Origin of the sequence: Parabacteroides massiliensis (assembly GCF_900155425.1) — a bacterium.
In the GTDB taxonomy this organism is placed as follows: Bacteria; Bacteroidota; Bacteroidia; order Bacteroidales; family Tannerellaceae; genus Parabacteroides; species Parabacteroides massiliensis.
In genome coordinates this window covers 16101-41726 of record NZ_LT700190.1, presented here as the reverse complement: position 1 = coordinate 41726, position 25626 = coordinate 16101, and the positions used below count along the sequence as shown (strand labels likewise).

Genomic DNA, 25626 nt, shown 5'->3' with positions numbered 1-25626 from the left:
ATGGCAACAATCAGAACCAAATTCAGACCCTCTTCCGTGGAAGGCAGGGAAGGGACGCTTTATTTCCAGATTATTCATGGAAGGGTGGCACGTCAGATCAACACCGGTTACAAGATTTTCCCGTCGGAATGGGACGAACATGCATCGGAAATCATACTGTCGGTATCCGATGATGCCAGAAGAAGCCTTCTGCTTGCGTTAAAGGAGCGGATGAAAAAAGACGTTCGCCGTCTGGAAAGTATCATCGCCGGACTGGAACGGTCCGGTGGTACCTATCCTGCCGACAGGGTTGTGGAATTTTTTCACAACCCGCCTCCTGCTGACAGCTATAATTTCATGGCCTTCGGAAAGAGGCTAGTAGAGGAACTGGAGCGTGTCGGCAAGAAGCGCACCGCTGAAAGGTATACCACCGTACTGAACAGCTTCACGCGCTTTTGGGGTAGGGACGGCGACATCCCGCTGGAGGATATCGGTTCTACCCTCATGCTGGAATACGAGGCATGGCTGAAGGATAAGGGAATATGTCCGAACAGCACCTCCTATTATATGCGGAACCTGCGTGCCGTCTACAACCGTGCGGTGGACAAGGAACTGACGATACAGCGCAGCCCTTTCAAACATGTCTACACCGGGATAGACAAGACCGTAAAACGTGCTGTTCCGTTGAAAGTGATCCGCATGATACGCGATCTGGACCTTCGCATTTCTCCGGGCATGGAATACGCCAGGGACATGTTCATGCTGAGCTTTTATACCCGTGGCATGTCGTTCGTTGACATTGCCTACCTGAAAAAAGCTGATCTGAAGAGCGGTGTGCTAACCTACCGCAGGCAGAAAACCGGACGGCGTCTGTCCATTAAATGGGAGAAACCCATGCAGGAGATACTGGACAGGTATGGCCATAATGACAGCCCCTACCTTTTTCCGGTCATCAAAGATACGGCTAAGGATGCCGTGCGGCAGTACAGGAGCACAGCGCATTTCATCAACGGGAAACTCAAAGAACTTGGGAAACGGCTCGGGCTCGGCATGCCGCTCACGATGTATGTAGCGCGCCATGCCTGGGCGAGTATTGCCAGAAGCAAAAATGTCCCGCTGGCAACCATCAGCGAGGCGATGGGACATGATTCGGAGAACACGACCAAAATCTACCTCGCCTCACTGGACACCTCACAGGTAGACAAAGCAAATGACATCATACTTAAATCTTTATAACGGGAACAAATGCGACACGCAGAATACTGAATAAAAGGCTATACCAATCCTGCTTCTCTTTTTAAGAGAAATATTAGACATTGCAAAGATAGGTAAAATATAGGAAAATATCCACCTGTATGATAAAAAACAGTTTTCTTCGAAAGAAAATGTTTCAAATTCCGGTTTAATTGTCAAACAAATCCTTGTCAGGTTCCATATATAGCATCTGATTATCAGAACTATCCCTTTCCGGTATTTCTCTTAAAAAGAAAAGTACCAGAAAAGATCCATGAACTGTCAATATAGCGGCAGGATACCGTTGGAGATATTCTTATTGACAATTTAAAACCGGATGTTTTTAAAAAAGGATTTTTGAAGGCGTTTTGTAATACAATAAAAATTGTTGAGCATATGGCTCGTTTTCTTGGCAAGAGAAATATTACAATGCGCAAAATTACGTAAAATATTGAAAAAACAATAGAAAACGGGTGATAAAATTAACCAAAACATTCATACAGAGTGTATTTGCTTAACATATGTTGGATAAGTACCATAATGCCGTTCCGTATTTCTATCTGTTCGTCAACCAGTTACGTAAAATATGATCCCCGGATATTTCTCTTGCCAAGAGAAGTAGTGACGGAAGCCCCGGAAATGAGGTCTGTACACTTTGTCAAAAGTATGGAACTAACAATGGATATTATGAGAAAAGGGAACGTAATCCATTGTAATACATGCCAATATGTAGGTTGGCATGAACTAGGGTTATATCCACACCTATAAAATGTTTCGGAATATGAGTACGAGTCTTTTTACAGCGGAGGAAAAAAGGCAGGTCCGATGGTTCGTCATGCGCGCCTACAAGAATGAGAAAATGGCAGAGGACAGGCTGAAAGACAAGGAATATGGTTTGGAATATTTTATCCCGAAACATTATGCCGTAAGAACTTATCATGGAGTGAAGTCAAAAAAGTTGGTGCCGGTTATACCGAGTCTGCTTTTCGTCCACGCCAGCCATTCGCAGATCACTGAATTCAAGAAACGATACAATTTCTTGCAATTCGCCATGTGGGAAAAGAGCACGGGGGCGGAATATATTACCGTACCGGATGACCAGATGGACAGCTTCATCAAGATAGCTTCTCATTATGAGGAGGACACTGTTTATTATAGGCCCGAAGAGATAGACTTGAAAAGAGGAATGCGTGTATGTATCCACGGTGGCAAGTTCGATAACGTGAAGGGCATGTTTGTGCGGGTGCAGGGCAAGAGAAACCGTAGGGTGGTTGTCCTATTGGAGGGTGTCATGGCCGTTTCCGCTGAGGTGCACCCCGATCTGATTGAAGTTCTTTCCTAAAACCGCTGGCTTTTACGGGACTTCGCAAAAATTACGATAAAAATTAATTGAAATTACAAATTAGAAATAATATAAACTGTACAGATATAAATATGAAGAATCGATTTTTGATTTATCTCTTTGCGATAGTGTTGTTTACATCCTGTCACACTTCGAAGGAGATTCTTTACTTTCAAGACATTGCTGTGAATCAGCCTGAAGCGATTGTGGGTGCAAGAGACATCACCGTGCAGCCCAAGGACCAAATTTCCATCATGGTATCCAGTAAAGACCCGCAGTTGGCAGCGTTGTTCAACCTGACACGTGTCCAGTATCGGGCAGGAACTACCGATTTACGTAGTAGCAACAATAATGGTGAAATATCCGGTTACACGCTCGATGACAAGGGAAACATAGACTTTCCGGTCATTGGTACGCTTCATATTGCCGGTATGACCAAAAGCCAGATTGCCGCCCTTATCAAGAAACGGCTGATGGAAGAGGACTTGGTGAAAGATCCGGTAGTGACCGTAGAGTTCATGAATCTCTATTTCTCCGTGTTAGGTGAGGTAAAAACCCCCGGCAAGTACAACATAACCAAAGACCAGATCACTTTGCTTGAAGCCATCAGCATGGCGGGCGACTTGACCATTACCGGTAAACGTGATGCTATCTTTGTCATCCGCGAGGAAAACGGTGAGCGTGTCACCCACTGGGTAGATCTTCGTAGTAAGGACATTTTTAAATCTCCGGTCTACTATTTGAAGCAAAACGATGTGATTTATGTGCAGCCCAATAAGATGCGTGCCGGTCAGAGCACCATCAACGAGAATAACGTGAAGTCCGTATCGCTATGGATCAGCGTCGCTTCATTCCTCACTTCGTTGGGTGTGCTAATATTCAAGTAACCATCAGAAAAGGAATCACTTTATATTTTTATAATATGACAGAAAAGAAAACAACCGCCAGCAAGCCTGCTGACGACTTCATACGCATACAAGACCTGTGGGGGATTTTCATGCCCCGGTGGCACTGGTTTGCCCTCTCCCTGTTCGTAACCCTGGCGACAGCCGCCTTGTACCTGCTGGGCACCCCGAACATTTACACCCGTACCGCTGCCATTTTGGTGAAAGATGATTCCAAGGGAGGAACATCCACCAATGCGGTCAGTGAATTTTCTGACTTGGGTATCTTCAAGTCGAATACCAATATCAACAATGAGTTGCTCACCCTGAAATCGCCCACGCTGATGACCGAGGTGGTACAGCGGTTGGGATTAAACGAGACCTATACTGTCCGCAAAGGACTGAAAGATGTGGAATTATACAAAAGTTCGCCTTTAGCAGTCACCTATCGCCACTTGGATGAAACTCCTGTCGGTTTTACAATAGATATTTCATCCAAAGAAACGTTTGTCATATCCGACATGGAAGTAAACGGGAAAGCGTTTGGGGAAGAGTTCTCCGGAAAGATGGGCGATTCCATCCGTACTGAAATAGGCACACTTGTCATCAATTTCACAAAATATTGGAACGATTCATTCGTGGGCACTTCCATACGTTATAGAAAAGGTAATGTGTGTGCCGTCACCGATTATTATACAGCCGCTTTGCATGCGGAATTGGGAAACGAGGATGCCACCATTATCAATCTGAGTATCAACGATGCCTCCATTCAGAAGGCTGAAGACATTCTGAACACCCTGATTGAAATGTACAACGAGAAATGGATTCAGGACAAGAACCAGATCGCCGTCAGTACTTCGCAGTTCATCGGTGACCGTCTGAGCGTGATCGAAAACGAGCTGGGCAATGTAGATGAGAACATCGCCGGTTACAAGAGTGAGCACCTGCTGCCGGATGTGCAGGCGGCATCCAGCCTCTACCTGTCCCAATCCGCCGAGAACAAGAAGGAGTTGCTGGCACTCAACAGCCAGCTTTCCACCGCACAGTATATCCGGAAAGAGTTGAACAACAAGAAACTCAGCCAGCTGTTACCCACCAACTCCGGTATCGCTAATGTCAATATCGAGAGCCAGATCGGTGAATATAACACGATCGTGCTCGAACGTAACCGCCTGATCGCCAACAGTAGCGAGAAGAACCCTTTGGCAAAAGACATGGCTAACTCACTGCAAAGCATGCAGCGTACCATCATTCAGTCGGTGGACAACCTGATTGTTTCGCTCAATACCCAAATACGCAACATCCGCCAACAGGAAGCCACGACCACCAGCCAACTGGCTTCCAACCCGAACCAGGCGAAATATCTGCTTTCTGTGGAACGCCAGCAGAAGGTGAAGGAGGAACTGTATCTTTATCTGCTCCAGAAACGTGAGGAGAACGAGCTTTCACAGGCTTTCACCGCCTACAATACACGTGTGATTACCGCTCCGAGAGGCAGCATGCTTCCCACAGCCCCCCGAAAGATGAATATCCTTTTGGTGGCATTCGCCATCGGTCTGCTTGTTCCGGCGGTGATTATTTTCATGAAGGAAAATATGAATACCAAGGTGCGCGGGCGAAAGGATCTGGAAAACCTAAGCATTCCGTTCATCGGTGAGATCCCCCAATATCTCAGTGCTAAGAAGAAATTGGGATTCGATAAACACACACAGTCTGTCATGAAAGCCATCGTGGTGAAGGAAGGCAACCGTAACATTATCAATGAAGCGTTCCGCGTGTTACGTTCCAATATTGACTTTATGGCAGGCAAGGACAGCGGTCAGAACGTGTTCATGCTTACCTCGTTTAATCCTGGCAGCGGCAAGTCGTTCCTTGCCATGAACATTGCCATGAGCTTTGCCATCAAGAAAAAGAGAATATTGGTGATAGACGGTGACCTGCGTCACGGCTCCACCTCCTCCTACGTGGATTCCCCGAAGACTGGTTTAAGTGATTATCTGGGCAACCGTGTCAGTGACTGGAAGGAGATTATCGTGAAGGATGAAAAATACGACAACCTGCATATCATTCCTATCGGTACTGTTCCCCCAAACCCGACGGAACTGTTGGAGGACGGCAAGCTGGCCACTTTGATAGAGGTGCTTCGCAGCGAGTATGACTATATCTTTATTGACTGTCCGCCTATCGATATCGTGGCCGATGCGCAGATCATCGAGAAACTGGCTGACCGCACCGTCTTTGTAGTCCGCAGCGGTTTATTGGACCGTAGCATGCTGCCCGAACTAGAAAATATTTATCAGGAGAAACGTTTCAAGAACCTCAGCGTGATACTGAACGGTACAGAAAGTGCCGGAGGCCGCTATGGCTATAGATATGGCTATCGCAACGGCTACTCCTCCTACTATGGAAATAAAGGAAAAATGGGGGGGGGGGTAAATGGGTGGTCATCAAGTGATTGATTTTGCATGTTATCGTTCTCATAAGAACTTTTAATTTTCACACTCAACTATCATGTGGCCCTTTCGTAAGACAATAACCTTCGCCCGGAGCGGTATCCTGAAAGGAATGACCGACTGTCACAGCCATCTCCTTCCGGGAGTGGATGACGGGGTGGGAACATTGGATGAATCACTCCGAATTCTAGATATGATGGAAAAGCAGGGAGTCAGAAAGCTGTGGCTCACGCCGCACATTATGGAGGACATCCCTAATGAAACTGTGACCTTGCAGGAAAAGTTCCAAGAATTGAAACGGAGTTATAACGGCACACTGGAACTTGCCTTGGCTGCGGAATACATGATGGACAATCTCTTTGAGGAGCGGTTGGAAAAAGATGACCTGCTGCCCCTAGAGGAGGGGAAACGTTACCTGTTGGTGGAAACCTCCTATTTCAATCCACCAATGGAACTGCTCTCTGTCCTGCAACGCATCCAAAAGAAAGGTTATTACCCGTTGCTGGCACATTCGGAACGGTATGAATATATGCAGAAGAAGGATTATCAGGCCTTGAAGGACGAGCATGTCTCCTTCCAGCTCAATTTGCCCTCGTTGGCCGGAATGTACGGAAAACATGTGCAGGAAAAGGCCGAAGCCCTGCTGAAAGCCGGAATGTACGACCGTACCGGTTGTGACATCCATGCCATAGGCTGTTACAAGACATTGGTCGCTTCGGCAGTAAAATCGGAAGTCATTGGAATCTTACAGAAACAAAGTGATCAATGATTGCAAATTTTGCATTGACGAGACTTGTAATCCGAAAGGATGACCGCTGGAACAGGAACGTACTGCGCATCTTGAAACAAGGTGAACAATATCAGTTCAATGGCTATGGTGATGAGTGCGGGTCGCTTGAAAGGGATTTCTTTGCTGCGGGGGTGACAATAAGTGCCATTGTCGGCAAGAATGGAAGTGGCAAAAGTTCTTTGTTGGACTTGACATACCGTATGTTCAATAATTTGGGTTACTGCCTGAAACGTAGTTTGAAACATAAACCCACAGAACCGCACCTGGGTTTTGTTCCCGACCTGTATGCCGACCTTGATTTTGTGGTGACAGACCCCAAAACGGATGTAAAGACGTATTGCTGCATCCATAACTATGGAGATACAGTGGCGTTTGAATACGGAAAGGAAAAGTTCAAGTTCCCTCCTATACGTGGCAAAGCGGATAACGAGGACGAGTTTGCCGGTTATGAGCCGCTTGAAAGCCTTACCCGGAAAGAACTGGGCAAACTGTCCCACTGTTTGTTCTATACTATTGTCATTAATTATTCCATGCAAGCGTTCCTACCGGATGAATACACGTCAGACGGCACGCTCTGGTTACAGGATAATGAACCGATATTAGCCATGAAAAGCACTTGGATAGACGAGATGTTTCATAAGAACGACGGCTATATGACTCCCATCGTGCTGAATCCCTATCGCAACCACGGGACTATAGATATGGGAAATATTGATGAGCTGATAGATACTTACGCCCTTTCTCTTCTGATATTCTATAAGAACCGCAAAAGACAAAAGGAGTTTATGCCGGGATATACTACCGGAAGGATTGAGTTCAGCCGCAATGATGGTAAACTGATAGACAAATGCAGGCAATTCACGGGGGCAGCCGACCGGCAACAGTTCATGAACTTGTTTTGTGATGCGGTAAAAGATCCTATGCACTATGCCTCCCAAATTGTCCGTGCCTATGGATTTGATACAGACCGGGCAAATGGAATGACGGCTGAATTGTACCTCTACCTGGTCTATAAGACATTCGCCATTGCTGCAAAATATGCCGATTATGAGGTATACAGTGAGATAGGTCGTGTGAGAAATTGTGTCAAGCCGATTGGTGATGCCGATTTTGAGAAGGTCTGTAGCAGTATCAGGGATTTAGTCAAATTAATTTTGTCCGATCCGTCACACATAACATTCAAAATCAGACAGACGTGTTATCTGCTCTGTTGTCTGGAACTGGTGAACAGAAATTCTCATTTGGGAAAAATGCTACAGTGTGAACGCTTTACCATAGATGATTATGTATTGCTTACCTCGGTGATATGGAAACAAGTATCTCAGGAAAGGCAGTCGGTTATGATGAATGGAAAAGCGCAATATCTGGAAAGGATTATCCAGACTTTGCCTCCGCCCCTGTTTAACGCAAACATTGTCCTGAAAAATAAAAACGGTGTGGAAGTGGATTTCCATCATCTGAGTTCCGGAGAGAGGCAGTTCATGCATACACTGTGCACAATGGTTTATCACATCAACAATATCCGCACCATCAAATCAACGACCCGCTTACGTTACCGTAAAATAAACATCGTGCTGGATGAGGCCGAACTCTGTTTTCACCCGGAAATGCAGCGGCGATTTGTTGATGCTTTGATAAAATACTTGTCCGTCACGGGACTGACCTGGTACTGTGCTTTCCATATACTGATTGTCACCCATTCGCCCTTCATCCTGAGTGACATTCCACAATGCAATATCCTGTATTTGGAAGAAGGAAGACAGATAAACGGAGAAAATGCCATCACGGTGAATCCTTTCGGGGCGAACGTGAATGACGTACTGGCTCAAAGTTTCTTTTTGGACAGGGGATTTGTGGGTGAATTCGCTAAAAAGAAAATAGAGGGCATCGTGAGCTATCTGAAGTCAGACAAACTCGTGAAAGACGGTTGGAATATGGATAAGGCGGAACGGTTTATCCATCGGATAATCGGCGAACCCATCATAAGAAAAATGCTGGAGGATATGCTGCATGAGAAAAATATACGTCGATGATAAGGTACGGGCGGCAGCAGATGATTATGCCGCCAATGTGTTCAAGAATCGAAGAGCGGATTTCCAGCAGCCGTTGGACCTGCTGAAAAAATTTCGGGATAATATACTGTCTACGCAAGATACAACCCAAGGCAAAGTTTTGCTGGCATACGTTGACCGTATCCTTGCCGTACATTCTGATCTGCTCCACGCTGAACCGAAACAGATGAACATGCTCATCCATGAGTTCAACACCATACTTCAGGTGAAAGGAAAAACGGAGAAGGACAAGAATGCGCAGACGGAGTCGCTGATGAAAACCAGGATTCAGTACCAAAAGAGCCCCAAAAAGAGCGAAACACATCTTTTTTACGAATGGATAGTTGAGGCTATGCGCTATGATGATGTGTCTTCCCAAATCATCCCCTATCTGAACAGGATCAACATCCGCACGTGTGTGTATTGCAATGCCCAATATGCGGTAACTGCAAGGAAGGTAGGGAAACGGAGTATCCGTTATGAAGCGTTTTTTGAGCTGGATCATTTCTATCCAAAATCGATTTATCCTTTCCTGTGTACGAATTTCTATAACTTGCAGCCAAGTTGCAGTTCATGCAACAAGCATAAGGAACAAAATCCGAGTTTGTTCAATCTATACACCAACGATATCAATGAAACATTGAATCCGTTTCAATTCAGCATACCACATGACAAAGTCGTACTTGAATATTTGAAGAGCAATACAGCGGAAGCCCTGGAGATCTGCTTTGACGCGCCCGGAAACAATCTTTTGAGAGAAAATCATGAAAAGTGTTTCCACATTACTCCACTGTATTCCGCATTCAAGGATGTGGCGGAAGAAATTATCTGGAAACGCAAGGCATGGGATAAGAGCTATATGAAGATGATGGAAAATCAATACGATGGGATGACCATAACTCCTTCCCTTCAGAAACGTATCATTTTTGGTTTTCTGGAGAATGAAACGGACATTCATCTACGTCCGTTGACTAAATTGCAACAAGACTTGTACAATCAACAGGATTTGGTGTAATCTTTAATCTTAGAATAAAAGACACTGATATTTTTATATCCAATGTTGTTATGCATGGTTTCACTATGGCTCATGCCATAACAGCTATGGCTTTGGTCCAGACAGTGGTCGGATACGAAGCTGCATTAACAACATTGACGATAATCACGATTGTTCCTCTATCAAAGATTCTGTTGTCCTTCGTGTGAGGAGTGGAACTTCTTCGTCATGCCCCACAAGTATGTCTTAGGTGAAATAGAATAGATGCGATTAGGAAACCTCTTGATTATTAGTCAAATGTATAGTGCTTTGTGCTTACGATAAATTATAAACAATATACTTTTATGAATGTTCATCTTATAAGGGAAAACGAAAATCAAAATGATGGTTCTTATATCCACTTGTATCGGAATAAACAGATCGGTGCATGGTGTGCATACGGTTATTCCGCATACGGTTTACGTCTTTTTGATAAACAACAAGGCTACATGAATTTTCGTAGTTACTCAGACTGTCTTCAGATGCCGTGTACGGTTACATCCGGAGAATCCCTTGTTTCATTGTTGCAAGGTTCTGTTGAGGTAAGTTCACAAACTGAGACCTATATAAAGTTAAAAATGGCAGATACAATAAATTTTAATGCTTATCAGAAGTGGTTGCATAAGCTGAAAAAGGACGACCCGAATGATGATGCAATAATTGTCACCACACATGTCAGCCAATATGTGCCACGGGACAGTTTCATTCCCGATGGAATGTCTGCATTTGCGCGCAATGTAAAGCGTATCGGTGATTTTATCCTGTCATTGATTGCATTGATCATTTTTTCTCCGTTATTCCTGTTTTGCTATATTGCCATTCGCAGGGAAGATGGAGGAAGTGTCATTTTCAAGCAAGAACGTATCGGTAGATTCGGGCGCCCGTTCTACATATACAAATTCCGCTCCATGCGTCTGGATGCCGAGAAGTTCGGACCGCAGCTTAGTCATACCGGGGGTGAAAATGATTCCCGATTGACTAAGACCGGTCGTTTCATCCGGGCGCACCATTTGGATGAATTACCCCAACTCTACAATGTTCTGCGTGGCGATATGGCATTCATCGGTCCACGTCCGGAGCGAAAGTTTTATATCGACCAGATACTTGAACACGACAAGCGATATACTTATCTTTACCAAATCCGTCCGGGCGTAACATCATATGCCACACTATATAACAGCTATACGGATACGATGGAGAAGATGCTCCGACGTTTGGAATATGACCTTTATTATTTAGGACATCGCTCATGGTGGTTCGACTTTAAAATTCTGTTGAACACATTCTGTTCAATTGTACTCGGAAAGAAATTTTAAAAGATTAATAACTTATATAACAGATTGATAATGAAAGCTTGTTTTATGGGCTTGGGGTATATCGGATTGCCCACAGCCGTTATCGCCGCCAAGCACGGCATTCAGATTACAGGAGTTGATATTAACCCCCAGGTAGTGGATATGACGAATGCAGGACATCTGCATATCATTGAGCCGGGTATGGAGGAGATGTTGCAGGAGGTGGTGAATGCCGGCTCGTTGAAAGCTTCCATAAAGCCGGAGGTGAGCGATGCTTATTTTATGGTAGTTCCCACCCCGTTCAAAGGAAATCATGAACCGGACGTTAGTTATGTGGAAGCCGCTACACGTGCCGTATTGCCATTATTAAAGGAAGGCGACCTTTATGTCATCGAGTCCACTTCACCCGTAGGCACCACCGAAGCGATGGCCCGCCTCATTTTCAGTGAACGTCCTGAATTGGAAGATAGGATTTATGTGGCTTATTGTCCCGAACGTGTATTGCCGGGCAATGTGATTTACGAACTGATACATAACGACCGGGTCATAGGCGGTTTAAATCCTGAATCTACCGATAAGGCCATTGGATTTTATTCTCAATTCGTGCAGGGAACACTTCATAGAACCAACTGTCGTACTGCTGAAATGTGCAAACTGACGGAGAATTCCAGTCGGGATGTACAAATAGCCTTTGCGAATGAACTTTCCTTGATTTGTGACAAGGCCGGTATCAATGTGTGGGAACTTATCAATCTTGCCAACAAACATCCGCGGGTTAGCATCTTGCAGCCTGGTTGTGGCGTGGGAGGTCATTGTATAGCTATTGACCCTTATTTTATCACTGCTGATTTTCCAGCAGAGAGTAAATTGATTGCCGATGCCCGTGAAATTAACAACTATAAGAGTTTTTGGTGCGCAGAAAAAGTGAAAAATGCCATGCTGGAATTTGAACTGAAACATCATCGGAAACCTTGCGTTGCCATGATGGGGTTGGCTTTCAAACCGAATATCGACGATTTGCGTGAGAGTCCTGCAAAATATATTACCACGAAAGTGATGCAGAGTTGCAATAATGCCAATATCCTGGTTGTGGAACCCAATGTAAAGGAGCACCATGTGTTCAAGTTAACAGATTACAAAGAAGCCTACGACAAGGCGGACATCGTGGTATTCCTTACAGCACACACTCCGTTCAAAGAATTAGAATGGCGAGAGGATAAGGTGATATTGGACTTTTGTGGAATATTCAAAAAATAGTGAATATATGAATATTTTAGAACTGACAGGTATGAAATCGACTAAATACGGCGGAGTAGAATCCTACTTCGCTGAATTGGTCAAGATATGCCGTGTTGATAAATTTATTTTTGTATACGAGTCGATGCCAATCAGTGAAAACTATGTAAATGACATCAATAAGTGGGGGGGTAATACTTTGTAAACAAAGCATTTCCACATTTCAATATTTCAAATTTGTGATAGGTGTCATCAAACGTGAGAAAATAGACATTGTTCATTTTCATTTTGGAAGTTATCTTATTGCACCATTCTTGCGAATTCTGTTTCCCCGGATTCGGATTATTTCAACCCGCCATAGTGAAATCTTTGTTTCCAACAAACTTAAAAAATTATATCTGAAGTTCTGTTTTTTTCCTTTTGAAAGATTCCTTTGTGTCAGTTGTGGCGTAAAGAAAGAAATGATTGAAGGCGTAGGTTTTTCTTCAAAGAGTGAAGTCCTATACTTGGGAGTCCGGAAAAAAAAGATTGTCAACCCAAATCTGAAAAAAACATTGGACATACCAAAGGGGGTAGTCGTGTTGACTACAATCGGATTCAATATTCGTATCAAGGGATTCGATATACTTGTCAAAAGTATTCAGAGTCTGATGGACTCCAACAGACTTAAAAACGATATAATAGTGCTTGTCATCGGAATTAGCGAAAATTCTGAAGACAGTAATAGCTTGAGGCAATTGATTGCCGAGGCCGGATTGAATAGAAAGATTATGTCTTTGGGAATACGAAATGACATTAATGATATTTTGAATATTTCTGATATTTACTTGCAGCCTTCCCGTACAGAAGGACTTTCTCTTAGTATTATGGAGGCCCTAAACTATTCGTTGCCTGTTATTGGTACACGAGTTGGGGGCATTCCTGAAATCGTACATGAGGGAGAAAACGGATATCTTTTTGAAAAAGAGAATGTTGAAGAGCTTTCTGACAGGATTGAGATACTTGTTAATAATCGTGAAGTCCGAGAAATGATGGGTAGAAAATCAAAAGTAATATCCAGTCGGTTCACGCTTGCAGACGGTGTGGAAAAGTTAGCTTCGATATACCATCAGACCAATTGATTTGCCGCTGACACTCTATTGTCATTCAGGTTGCAATTGAGATTAAAAAATGTAGGATAGTTATAAATGCAGTCATCAAACAAACGCATAGCACGCAATACGTTAATGCTTTATATACGGACATTCGTAATGATGCCCGTATCTCTATATACTTCCAGGATTATATTGGAAGTGTTGGGAGAGAACGATTTTGGAGTATACAATGTTGTTGGCGGCTTTATCGCACTTCTGTCTTTTATTAATTCCGCAATGACAAAGGCCACCCAACGTTTTCTGAACGTGGAATTGGGAAAAGGCAATCACGACAGAGTCTCGAGGGTTTATTCCATGAGCCTTCTGATACATTTTGCAATAGCGGTATTTATCGGCTTCGTATTGGAAACAGTGGGGCTCTACTTCTTTGAAACAAAATTGAATATTCCTCCGGAAACACAAGATGCAGCACGGGTTGTGTACCATATTTCTGTAGTGACCGCTTGTCTTCATTTTATCAGGATTCCTGATGAGTCGAGCATTATTGCATATGAGAGGATGTCTTTTTTCGCTTATGTCAGCATCATTGAGGTAATGGCAAAATTGGGAACAGTATTTCTCCTTTTTTGGGCTGAAGACAATCGTCTGGTGTTGTACGCCGTTGCCCTTATGACCGTTGGGATATTGTTGAATATCATTTATGCCATTTATTGCAAGCGTAATTTCACGACTTGCAGATTCCGGTTCTATTTTGACATAAAGCTGCTGAAAGAAATGCTTTTCTTTTCTTCATGGAGCCTTTTCGGCGGTATAGCCCATGTCGCATCCATACAAGGCATATCAATACTTTTGAATATTTTTTTCACGGTTGCTGTCAATGCGGCAATGGGGGTAGCCTCGCAAGTGTTCAGTGCTGTCAATACTTTGGTTACAAACTTTCAGAAAGCGGTGCAGCCACAGATTGTCCAGTCCTATTTTTCAGGGGATAAATCCAGATTTCTGGAACTTGTTTTCCGCTCGTCAAAATTGTCGTATTTCCTGCTCTTTTTCGTCGCTTATCCGTTGATTTTGATTTGTCGGCCTGTCGTTGAGTTATGGCTTGTCTGTGTCCCTCAATATACAGTACAGTTCATTCAGCTTTATCTCATCTTCCTGCTTATTGATGCATTATCCGGAAGTCTTTGGGTGTCATCTGAAACAATAGGCAATATAGCCAAGTATCAGTTTACCGTTTCTTCGATGATAATTATGAATATTCCGATTATATATGTATTGTTCAAGTTCGGTTGCAGTCCCGTCTATGCGGTGATTGTCAGAATTGCCATCAATTTCATTACTCACTGTTACAGAATATTCTATCTCAAACACAAAGTGAATTTCCCGGTTAGGAGGTATGTCGTGGAAGTGATGTTTAGGTGTCTTTGGGTGTCGGTCTGCATCATTCCGGTCCCATTCTTTTTGCATAAATTTCTAACCTCAAGTTGGGGTAGTCATATACTTGTCGTATTGACCAGCCTTATCATTTCCGGACTTGTTATCTATAAATTCGGGCTTGATGCTAAAGAAAGAGGGTTCGTAATCAGTACGGTAACAAATAAATTCATGTTCTTAAAAAAACAATAAAATGTAGGGAATAAAGGTGGTGGCAACAGTATACAATACACTCCGTTGCGATTTGTATCCTTTTAAACAGCAGCTTGTTACGGGGCTTTTGGAATTCCTTAATTTGGTCAAATTGCAATGTTTGTTACCAGCGGTTCGTTTCATGCGCTCGTTTTTTCATATGCCGTTCTTTGCTGTCAATGGAGATAAGGACAACTGCATGATTACTTTTCTCGATAATATCGGTTTGCAGAAACGTACTATCAGTGAAACAGATAAAGAGGAAAAATACAAAGAAGTTCTTTGGGCAGATTATAGTGCTGCGGATGTATTTCTTGCAGAAGAAAGGAAGAGGAACTTAAACTTTTGAAATAATGGAAAGGGACATTCGTATAGACATACTTAAAGGCATCGGCATAATCCTTGTCGTTTGGGGACATGCCACCGCAATCCTTATAAAGGAAATTTGCATTTTCCATATGCCTTTGTTTTTCTTTTTGGCCGGTATGTTTTATCATCCCAAACAAGGATTTATTCAATCAAGAGCAAAACGGTTGCTTATTCCCTTTGGGGAATATTCTCTGATATTCGCTGTATTTTATTTTAGCATGGGGTTGCAGGGAATACCGCTTGATAAACTGAGCATCCATCATATCGCCGCATTTGATGGTCCGTTGTGGTTCTTGGTCGCTCTTTTTTATATATGTGTCATATATTATTTTTTGGACAAAACCGTTAAGAAACAAAACGTTATTCTTATCGTTTCTTTTGTAATTGGGCTGGCTGTCGCATATTCCAAGATCAATTTGCCGTTTTATATCGGGCAGGGGCTGTTCTCTTTGCCATTCTATGCTGTCGGCAAATGGATGAACGACAAAGGGCTGACACAAGCAGAGGGGGCAATTAAAAAAGCAACCGTTATTGCTATAGCCGGATATATCATAGCCATAGCGTTCTGCCGTTTGGCACATTATCAATTTGATATTTCGCAACTGAAATTTTCCAGTTTCCCGTTTATATTCTATGCCGGAGCTTTCTGTGCCATATATCTTTTGTTGAATTTCAAGCCTTTCAACAAGATAACAACTACAAACAGAATATTGGCATCTTTGGGAGCTAATTCACTCACGATAATGGCTATACATGCTCCTTTTCTGTGGTTGTTCAGGGATTTTATCAGAACAAACAGTAGCTTTTATAACACAAAACTGGGGGGGTAATTTCAAACTTAATCACTTTTGTTATCTTCATAACATTGAGTTATTTAATTGCCCTTGGAATAGAACAATTAAAAAAACTGACAGCTAAAAATCATGGATAATCCGAAAGTATCAATCATTGTACCGATTTATAGAGTAGAGGAATATATTGAGCGGTGCGCTGAATCGTTGTTCGCCCAAACGTTTGATGACATTGAATACATCTTTGTGGATGATTGTTCTCCAGACAAGTCGGTGGAGATCTTGCAGAGAACTCTGGAAAAATATCCGCATCGAAAGAGGCTGACACGAATTGAGAGGTTGTCGTCGAACAGCGGCCTGCCCGCTGTTCGACGACAAGGGATTCAATTGGCCTCTGGTGATTACACGGTTCATTGCGATAGCGATGACTGGATGGATGTGCATGCCATAAAGGAACTATATGCTTTTGCCCTATCCGGCCATTACGATATGGTCTTTTATGATTTCTATCGTAGCGATGGTGTTTCTACATATGCTTCCGCCCCGCGCAAGGTTTCTACCAATAATAAAGACTTCCTGATGTCATCATTGCTTTGCGGGCGGTTGATGGGGAGCTTGTGTGGCGCTTTGATCAAACGTAGTCTTTACGATGGGATAACATTTCCAAGGCAAAATATGAACGAGGATCTGGCGACGATAATCCAATTGGTTTGGAATAGCCGGAATGTAGGATACTTGATGAAACCATTTTATTACTATTTTTTTAATCCTGCGTCAATTACAAGTTATGGCAGTGCTGAGATCCAGATTAATAAACTCAATCAGCGTAAGGAGAATCTTGATCTGATTTTCACCTTTCTTCGCTCCAAAGGTATTTATGAAAAGTATACAGACGAGATAAATGCGCTGAAAGTTGGTTCAAGAATGTATCTTGATAGATATATGCTGATGCCGCGAATCCGTCGGATTTGGCACAATACATATCCGGAAATCAACAGTATTACAGTCATTCGTCACAGCAGGATGCGTACTCTCAGTAAAATCGAGTATTTCGGTTCTTTGCTTGGTGTATATCCCATATTCAAATACATTAAAAATATATGGAAAGACTTAAGGAAATAGATATTATCAGGACGTTCGTAATCATTCTGCTCGTGCTCTATCATGCTCTTGCGCCCTATTGCGGTGGTTGGGATATGCCTTCCTATGCCCAACCCAATGAAGGATTTTACTGGGGAGGAAAACTGGCATACAGTGGAATGCTGGAGACTTTTGTCCTGATTTCCGGGTATGTATTCGCCTTTTCGCTCCAAAAGAAAGTCATTTCTTTCCGATTATTACTAGCCGGTAAGCTGAAACGGCTGTTTGTGCCGTGTATGTGTTGGGGCATTATCATGACATTGATATTCTTTGGTCCGTCAAAACTTCTTAATCTGGAACATTTTTGGAAAATTATTGGGGGATACGGACATCTTTGGTTTCTTCCGATGCTCTTTTGGTGCTTTTTAATGGAATATGGCATACAGCACTGTCTCAAGGGACGTAACTTGATGTTAGTACTCATGATTATTGCTATTCTGCCTTGGCCGGGAATTCCGTTCCGTTTTAATCAATCGCTTTATTATCTGCTTTTTTTCCATCTTGGTGGAATTTTCTTTAGAAATCGTGAGCGGCTGAGAACTGTCAATTGGTCAACAATATGCATTTTATCGGCTGTTTATATGGGGTTATTCTTTGCGGTAACATTGGTTTTGGGAATGGACGGGATGCGTCCGGAACTGGCATCGGACTTGAAAGTAAAAGTTTTAATCCTGTTTGTCCACCATACTCTTAAAATGGTAAGCTATGGATTAGTCACAATTATCTATGTCGCTGTATTTATAAAACTGGAAGACAGATGCAATGGAAAACTATACACTGTATGCCGAAGTATCGCAATGAATTCGATGGGAATATATGTGATGCAAGAAATAGTTCTGAGACTTATCTATTATAGAATGGGGGGGGTATTTTTGTATACCAAAGAGTTAACTCCGTTGGTCGCCTTCGTGGGCACTTTCATCGTCTGCTATGTATCAAGTGTGATTATAGCCGGATGCAAATACACCAAATTTCTGTGTTAGTATGAATGTGTCCTATTTTATTTACCTAATAAATTACAACGATGAAATATCATTACGAGGCAGTTCCGGTACTGTTCAATATACTTCTGTTTTTTCTTATGCTGTATCCGTTTCCGAATGTGTATAGATATGGCTGTGAATTTAGAAAACGATATACAGACATCTTGGATTATGCAGTATACGGTGTCCTGCTGATACTGTTTTGCACTTTCGGCTATGCGGACAACGATTTCTATCACTACGAGGGGCTTTTCAAACGTATCTGTTCAACCGGATTAAACGTGCATCTTGAACCCGTTTACTATTGGTTGATACGGAATGTCACTTCAAACTATCTGGTATGGCGGTTTATAGTGTGGAGCGGAACGGTGATTTTGTCGTTATGGACAATAAAACGGCTCAAACTTGATGTGAGGATAGGATTGCTGATATTTGTGCTGTTTTATATCAACATTATTTCAGTAATGCGCGGAAATTTGGGAATTGCCATACTGTTTTTTGGCTTTTCATTCATTATCAGGCCCTCTCATAATAGGTTATTGTCATTCCTATTCGGTTGTTTGTTGATTTTCTGTTCATTCTTCTTTCACAAAAGTATGTTGTTTTCGATTGCTGCACTTTCGGTAACACCTTTTTATCTGAATAGGAAAACGGTAAAAATCAGTCTTGTCATATTCCCTTTCCTGACCGTTGTGACTACTTTACTGCTGGATTATATTATTATGAACGGACTCATCGGTTTTGATATAGCAGACATGAATATAGGGAGCTCGATGACGGGATATGCGAGCGGCACAATGCGGCAGTCGAATATTTTTGGTAAACTGAACCAAATGATAACCTATATGCCGGTATACGCATCTTTGGCTCTTATGACTAAGAAGATAGTTTTTGAAGAAATTGATGTTCCACGGTATATAAAGGCATTGTTCATCTATTGGTATGCAATAACTTATATTGCCAGTCTGTTTTTCTTCCAAGAAACTTCGGTATGGCTCTTTATACGTTTCATAATGATGAGCTATTTTCCTCTTTGTATTGTTGTGGGGTATTATTATTCTAATTTCAAGATGACACGCGAGAAAAGAATCTTGATGCTTTTGGCAATCCTTCCTATCTGTTATAAACTTTTCTATGCCTTCTATAAGAGGTTGGTATGGGAAGGGTACGTCTTTTTCTGACATGTTTCGTTAGTTTACACGTATTAGGATCACAATAAAAAAATTAAAAAACAATCTGAATGAAAATCTTAGAAATAATTCCTCAACTTAGCAGTGGCGGCGGAGAGCGGTTTGTGGTTGACTTGTGCAATGAGCTGTCGAAAGAACATGATGTGACATTGATGGTTTTGCACTCACTTGACAAGGTGGATTTCTATTTGAAAGAGGTATCGAATAATGTAAGGGTGGTATCGATGAACAAACGGATGGGACTTGACATCGGTTTGTTATTTAGAGTATATAGATATATCCGTAGAGAAAAGCCTGATGTGGTGCACACGCATTTGCGTGCTATTATGTATATTTCTTTCGCAATCATGCGAAAGAATGGCGTTATGTACTGTCATACAGTACATTCCGCTGCTGATAAAGAAGCCGGAGGCTCCTTTATCAGCAGCGGAATGCGGAAGTTCTGTTTTCATCGTGGGTGGATTACACCCATCACCATTTCCGCCGAATCACTACATAGCTTCCGAAAATATTATGGAATGGATGCTCCTATGATTTTCAATGGGCGCAATGTGGATGCTGGTATGCTTGTTTCAGACGAGGTCAAGGAACAATTTAAACAGTATAGACATACAAATAAGACGCGAGTACTGATAAGTCTCGCACGTATCGACCCTGTGAAACGACAAACTCTCTTGGCACGTGTGGTAATGCGGTTAAAACGGGAAGGATACGACCTCATTGTATTGTTTATCGGAGGTGAACGTGATGCACAGATGACCGCGGAATTGCGTTCGTACAACGATGAAGCAATACAATTACTTGGAGAACTGCACAATCCGCTTGAATACCTTAAAATGGGAGATGCTTATGCACTTTGTTCCTCGTATGAGGGGATGCCTATTTCGTTGATAGAGGCTATTGGTGTTGGCTGTATACCGGTATGCACACCTGTGGGCGGTATAGTAGATGTGGTACACAACGGTGAAAACGGTTTTCTGAGTGACGGTATCGGTGAAGAATCTTATTACAAAACGGTAAAGAGATTTCTATCCCTCACCGATGTACAGCTTAAAGACATGAAGCAAAAAGCTCTTGCCACTTATGGTCCATTCAGTATGTACGAATGTGCTTGCAACTATGTAAAACTTTTCGAGAAAGGAATAAAGAAATGAAAATAGCATATATAGTAGAGCCACGCAAGGTGATAGGTGGTGGTGTCAGAGCCGCCATAAATCTTGTAAAGGCAATGAAACAATATTATGAAGAAGATGCCATGGTGTTTGGAGTAAATCGCGGTACAATAAAAGATAAAGACGTTGAGCTCATCGAAGTGGACACCTTGAACCCAATGAGTATGGCTTATTGGAAAGCGTTAAAACAATTCTTAAAGTCATATCATCCTGATGTAGTACATTGTTTAGGACTTTACTCAGCTTTAGTGTTGGTGATGCAAAGACAGTTCTATGGTCTTAACTTCAAAATTGTCTGTACTGTACATCGTGTAACAATGAATATGCGTTTTAGATCCATGCTAAAAGTGATTACACCGTATATTGCAAAGCATGTTGATTTTACTACTTTTCTTACCCGGTATCAAAAAAAACATTACTTTGAAAATGTGGGATTTCGTCCAATGAAACATATCATAGTCCCTAATGTGATTTTTGTGGATAAACATAGTGAGAATGAAACAGTAGCCAAAAGAAAAGAATTGGAAACAAAGGTTGGTACAAATTTGCTTACTTGCTTTGTCGGACGTATTGTTCCAAGCAAAAACATTGAGGATACGATTCGATTAGTGGGGATTTTAAATCGCAGAGGAGTTAAATTAGGGTGTATTCTCGTAGGTGGCTATGAACAATCATATTATGAGCGGCTTGACCAGTTGGCTAAGGCAGAAGGAGTAAGAAATCGTATACATTTTGAAGGATATGTCAACAATCCCACCCTATACAATGCGGCTTGTACTACTACAACCTTTACTACATACAGCGAAGCGTTGCCAAATCTTATGGTAGAGACATTTGCATTGGGTAAGGTGTTATTCTCCTCAGATATCCCTCAAATGGTGGATTTGATAGATGATGGACGAAACGGGTATACCAATTCATTAGCGGATTTGGAGGGAATGGCTGATCGAATGGAAGAAATATATCAGAATGAAGTTCTCCGCAAATCAATAGGTAAACAAGCTCTTGCTACTTATGAAGAAATATATAATCCACGTAAAGTCGCAGCAAAATATCATGATATATATGAATCCTGTTAAAACTGTTAGTCTTGTATATGGTTATTCAGCACGTAATGCCGGTGATTTTGCTATAACACTTGGAGCGATAGACGTGCTACTCTCGTTTGGAATAAAAGTAAAACTTTTTTCTCGATACTCCCGAAGTAATTTGGATTATCACCAAGCTTTAGAAACTCTTAACCAGCGTTATAGCAATCACATAGAGGTTTTTGAATCTCCTTTTACGCTTGACAGAACCGATAGCATGATAAAAACACTGAAAAACTATACGGAAGGTCTTTTTACCATAATGGGAATAATACGTAAAAGAGGGTTTCGCCGACAATTACTTGATAGCGACATGATTATTTTTAATGGTGGAAATTTGTTCAGGTGTAATTCTATTATTGATTTTACTCGCTTATTGGCATTGATGTATCCATTACAAGTCGCACAGAAGAATGGTAAAAAAGTAATCATATTTCCGCAATCAGCATCTACTCTCAATAAGATAGGTAAATTATTATTATTTCCCATACTACGTAAGGCGCAGGTTGTGATGTTTAGAGAGAAACTTTCATATAAGAATCTCGAACACTTTATGCCAGCTGGCAATTTCTTTCAGACTATCGACTTGGCGTTTTTTATCAACAAGCAAAAAGCAAAGTCTATACTCTCTATTAATTGTGATAAACCGAATATTGCTATAACATTACGTTTTCATACGGTGGGTGATATTACTCATCTTCCTGATAGTGAGATAGCATATTGTCTTGACGAACTCGGTAAAGTAGTAGATAAACTGGGTGTAACGCATAATGTAATAGTAGTTGTACAGACAGAGAAAGATTATGAAACGTCACAAGCGTTTGCAATAAAGCATGGAGTAAAGTTGATAAAATCCCATAATGTGCTTGAACTGATAGAGGTATACAGAAATGTGGATTTACTCTTAGGTATGCGTTTACATTCCATTATCCTTGCGCTATCGGTCGGGACACCTTGCTTGGGCTTGTTTTACAAGCAATGGGGACTTAAAAACCCGGGAATGATGAGCTGTTTTAATATGCCGTATAAATTCTGGGAAGACAGACCCACAGCTGAGGATATAGAGCAAAATGTACAAACGTTAATTCAAAACAAGCAAATCCATACGAATACAATACTTGAAATAGTAAAAAAGGAAGAACATATGTTGAAAAGTAAAATTTCTGAAATAGTTCAGATACCATACGGAGGGGGGGGTAAAATTTCATACATAAACGGGCGATCAGCCGCTTAGTTTCATTATGTAATCTAAATTTAAAGCGTAATGAAACGGAAAAAATTACTCGTTGTAGGCTCAATTCCCGATGAGAGCAACTTATTGAATTATGGAGGTGCGACGGTGTTGATGAAAAACTATCTTGACTATCTTGCCTCTCAGTCTGAATATGAATATAGGTTTGTACAAAACAACCGGTATTCAAATCTTCGCACTCGCCAGCGTAGTATGTGGCGCAATTATTCATACTTTTTCCCGGCATTTTTGTGGAGACTGTTTGGGTGTGATATTGTAATGTTCAATTTTTCTGATCATGGTACAATTTATTATTTCCCATTATTGAGCAAAATAGCTCGTTTGGCACACAAAAAAGTCGTACTACGTAAATTCGGAGGTTCATTTGAGTTCTACATAAAGAAAATTGGTCAAACCCAATTACAACGGGCACTTGATGCTATCAGACAAACAGACTTGATATTCTTTGAAACCCAACAGGGTATTACGCACCTACAACAGTTAATAGGAAAGAGTGACAATATACATTGGTTCCCTAATGTGCGTAAAGCTTCAACAATACGAAAGAACCCCTCAGACTTTCATGGCAGATGTGTTTTCATGTCGCATATCAACAAAGAAAAAGGGATAGAAGATCTTATAGCGGTATCCAAACTGTTACCTTCGAATTATACCCTTGATATATATGGTGAGATAAAAGAGGATAAATATCGCAATATCAACTTCAACGAAAGCGGAATAACATACCATGGTGTTGTCTCTTCCGAACAGGTTTTAAAAACTTTAGTAGAATATGATTTACTGCTATTACCTTCTTATCGCGAGGGCTACCCGGGCATTATCATCGAAGCTATGTCTGTAGGCATTCCTTGCGTATCAACCTATGCAGGTGGAATACCTGAAATCGTAGAAGACGGTTACAATGGTCGTTTAGTAATTCCCGGTGATGTAGATGCGATAAAACAAGCTATCTTATCGATTAACGCAACAAACTATTCTCAATATTCAGAGAATGCCTTGAAGAAATTTGAAGAAGAGTTTGAATCTGATAAGACGAATAAACGCATACTTGAAATTATAATGCACTAAATCAAATGGCTAATAATATTCTTATTGTCAATACAATTAAACATCTTCGGTTAAAACAAATCTATTATCAATTATATTATAGACTATTTTCTCATAAGTTGATGGAATATAATGTTCCCCGGCAATCTTCATTGCGGATGGTCTCAGTTATCGCAAAGTGGTATTGTTACAATGTACCCAAGACATTTACATTCCTAAATCTTATAGGGGATTTTAAGTCATGGAATGATGTTAGTCATGGGATGCTTTGGGCATACAATCTGAATTATATGGATTGGTTGTTGCAACCTGACATGACTTTTGAACAAGGTTCAGAATGGGTTGAACGGTTTATAACTGATTTGCCAACAAACAGGATCGGTCTTGATCCTTATCCTATCGCACTGCGAAGCATCAACTGGATCAAGTTTATCGGCAGGCATCATAAAAAAGTGGAGAGCAATCGGTTGCAACGGTGGAACGATTCCCTTTATGCGCAATGTAAATTGCTCGAACGGAAACTGGAATACCAACTGCTTGGCAACCATCTTTTAGAAGATGCTTACGCTTTGTTTATCGCTTCAATTTATTTTTCCGATAAAAAAATGTATGACAAGGCATCCTGTCTGTTGTATAAAGAGCTTGATGAACAGATTTTGCCTGATGGCTCACATTACGAGCAATCACCGATGTATCACTGCATTTTGCTCGATAGGTTATTGGATTGCTATAATGCCTCGATTAATAGAGGTCATGAGAAAATGTGTGAGCTTTTGAAACTGTATGTGGTAAGGATGTTGGGGCATTTGGAGAGCATCGTGTGGAAAGACGATACGATTCCCTTACTTAATGATTCGGCATATGGGATAGCACCGACAGTTTCCGAATTGAGAGCATACGCCAAAAGATTGAAGTTGGAATGGACCCCTTTGCCTATGAAAGAATGTGGCTATAGGAAGCTTTGTTCAACACATTTAGAGGCAGTTGTGGATGTGGGTAATATTACTGCGACCTATCAGCCGGGGCATAGTCATGCCGATACGTTTAATTATGAATTGCGAATTGATTGCAGACCGTTTGTTGTTGATACAGGTATTTCTACCTACAACAAGACTGCAAGAAGGCAGTACGAACGAAGTACGTCAGCTCATAACACCGTAACTGTCGGCAACAAGGATTCTAGCGAGGTGTGGGGAGGTTTCCGTATGGGTAAAAGAGCTAAAGTAAGAGTACTATCCGATACCGAAAATGAAATTATGGCAGAGCACGATGGTTTTAAAGGATGTATACATCAACGGAAATTCACTATTAACGATGATGTGTTTACAATAAATGATAAGATTGTCGGCAATAATATGACAGAATGTATCAGCTATATTCATTTCGCACCCGATATTGAGGTCCTTGCCATATCGTCAACTGAAATAAGAACCAACAGGGCTAATATCGCTGTATCTGGTGCAAATTCCATAGAAATTATAAACGATTTTGTATCAGTAGAATACAATCGCCTAGAACCTTCTAAGACGATAAAAATAGTATTTTGCAGAAATTTAACGTATCAAATATTTCAGGCATAAA

22 protein-coding genes are annotated in these 25626 nt (G+C 41.6%); all 22 read left to right on the top strand.

Annotation, left to right across the window (positions count from 1 at the left end; genetic code table 11):
* Positions 1–1215 (top strand): tyrosine-type recombinase/integrase, encoded by a 1215-nt coding sequence (locus tag BQ9893_RS07170; RefSeq protein ID WP_075965482.1) that lies wholly within the window; start codon positions 1–3, stop codon positions 1213–1215.
* Positions 1216–1993: 778 nt separating this feature from the next.
* A complete protein-coding gene (locus BQ9893_RS07155; RefSeq protein ID WP_005649028.1) occupies positions 1994–2554 on the top strand; it encodes a UpxY family transcription antiterminator in 561 nt (186 codons plus the stop codon).
* A gap of 92 nt (positions 2555–2646) precedes the next feature.
* Positions 2647–3441 (top strand): polysaccharide biosynthesis/export family protein, encoded by a 795-nt coding sequence (locus tag BQ9893_RS07150; RefSeq protein WP_075965480.1) that lies wholly within the window; start codon positions 2647–2649, stop codon positions 3439–3441.
* A gap of 35 nt (positions 3442–3476) precedes the next feature.
* A complete protein-coding gene (locus BQ9893_RS07145) occupies positions 3477–5897 on the top strand; it encodes a GumC family protein (protein WP_075965479.1) in 2421 nt (806 codons plus the stop codon).
* 52 nt (positions 5898–5949) lie between these two features.
* Positions 5950–6660, top strand: coding sequence for a tyrosine-protein phosphatase (locus BQ9893_RS07140; RefSeq protein ID WP_075965478.1), 711 nt, complete (start codon positions 5950–5952; stop codon positions 6658–6660).
* On the top strand, positions 6657–8714 hold the full coding sequence (locus tag BQ9893_RS21090) for an AAA family ATPase (RefSeq protein WP_081415399.1): 2058 nt from the start codon (positions 6657–6659) through the stop codon (positions 8712–8714). Before BQ9893_RS07140 ends, BQ9893_RS21090 begins: the two co-directional genes overlap by 4 nt.
* Positions 8692–9747 (top strand): HNH endonuclease, encoded by a 1056-nt coding sequence (locus BQ9893_RS07125; RefSeq protein ID WP_075965477.1) that lies wholly within the window; start codon positions 8692–8694, stop codon positions 9745–9747. The genes BQ9893_RS21090 and BQ9893_RS07125 overlap by 23 nt, the downstream gene beginning before the upstream one ends.
* 734 nt (positions 9748–10481) lie before the next feature.
* Complete coding sequence (locus tag BQ9893_RS21880; RefSeq protein WP_087880678.1) at positions 10482–11081, top strand: sugar transferase; 600 nt, start codon at positions 10482–10484, stop codon at positions 11079–11081.
* Positions 11082–11111: 30 nt separating this feature from the next.
* Complete coding sequence (wecC, locus tag BQ9893_RS07115) at positions 11112–12317, top strand: UDP-N-acetyl-D-mannosamine dehydrogenase (RefSeq protein ID WP_075965475.1); 1206 nt, start codon at positions 11112–11114, stop codon at positions 12315–12317.
* Positions 12318–12324: 7 nt separating this feature from the next.
* Positions 12325–12501: a hypothetical protein gene (locus BQ9893_RS21605; protein WP_167369852.1), complete on the top strand. Its 177-nt coding sequence runs from the start codon at positions 12325–12327 to the stop codon at positions 12499–12501.
* Positions 12502–12535: 34 nt separating this feature from the next.
* Positions 12536–13417 (top strand): glycosyltransferase family 4 protein, encoded by an 882-nt coding sequence (locus BQ9893_RS07110; RefSeq protein WP_244155088.1) that lies wholly within the window; start codon positions 12536–12538, stop codon positions 13415–13417.
* Between the two features lie 129 nt (positions 13418–13546).
* A complete protein-coding gene (locus BQ9893_RS07105) occupies positions 13547–15013 on the top strand; it encodes an MATE family efflux transporter (protein ID WP_244058336.1) in 1467 nt (488 codons plus the stop codon).
* A gap of 16 nt (positions 15014–15029) precedes the next feature.
* A complete protein-coding gene (locus BQ9893_RS07100) occupies positions 15030–15362 on the top strand; it encodes a hypothetical protein (RefSeq protein ID WP_075965472.1) in 333 nt (110 codons plus the stop codon).
* A 4-nt stretch (positions 15363–15366) separates the two neighbouring features.
* Positions 15367–16212 (top strand): acyltransferase family protein, encoded by an 846-nt coding sequence (locus tag BQ9893_RS07095; RefSeq protein WP_234243936.1) that lies wholly within the window; start codon positions 15367–15369, stop codon positions 16210–16212.
* A 93-nt stretch (positions 16213–16305) separates the two neighbouring features.
* Entirely contained in the window at positions 16306–17295 is a 990-nt protein-coding gene (locus BQ9893_RS07090) for a glycosyltransferase family 2 protein (protein WP_075965471.1), read from the top strand.
* A complete protein-coding gene (locus tag BQ9893_RS07085) occupies positions 17274–18296 on the top strand; it encodes an acyltransferase family protein (RefSeq protein ID WP_075965470.1) in 1023 nt (340 codons plus the stop codon). The genes BQ9893_RS07090 and BQ9893_RS07085 overlap by 22 nt, the downstream gene beginning before the upstream one ends.
* A 41-nt stretch (positions 18297–18337) precedes the next feature.
* Complete coding sequence (locus BQ9893_RS07080; RefSeq protein ID WP_005634536.1) at positions 18338–19477, top strand: EpsG family protein; 1140 nt, start codon at positions 18338–18340, stop codon at positions 19475–19477.
* Positions 19478–19536: 59 nt separating this feature from the next.
* Positions 19537–20640 (top strand): glycosyltransferase, encoded by a 1104-nt coding sequence (locus BQ9893_RS07075; protein ID WP_075965469.1) that lies wholly within the window; start codon positions 19537–19539, stop codon positions 20638–20640.
* Positions 20637–21737 (top strand): glycosyltransferase family 4 protein, encoded by a 1101-nt coding sequence (locus tag BQ9893_RS07070; RefSeq protein ID WP_075965468.1) that lies wholly within the window; start codon positions 20637–20639, stop codon positions 21735–21737. The genes BQ9893_RS07075 and BQ9893_RS07070 overlap by 4 nt, the downstream gene beginning before the upstream one ends.
* A complete protein-coding gene (locus BQ9893_RS07065; RefSeq protein ID WP_167369851.1) occupies positions 21724–22980 on the top strand; it encodes a polysaccharide pyruvyl transferase family protein in 1257 nt (418 codons plus the stop codon). The genes BQ9893_RS07070 and BQ9893_RS07065 overlap by 14 nt, the downstream gene beginning before the upstream one ends.
* A gap of 30 nt (positions 22981–23010) precedes the next feature.
* Complete coding sequence (locus BQ9893_RS07060) at positions 23011–24066, top strand: glycosyltransferase family 4 protein (RefSeq protein WP_075965466.1); 1056 nt, start codon at positions 23011–23013, stop codon at positions 24064–24066.
* Between the two features lie 5 nt (positions 24067–24071).
* A complete protein-coding gene (locus BQ9893_RS07055; RefSeq protein ID WP_005634533.1) occupies positions 24072–25625 on the top strand; it encodes a heparinase II/III family protein in 1554 nt (517 codons plus the stop codon).
* Position 25626 lies beyond the last annotated feature (1 nt).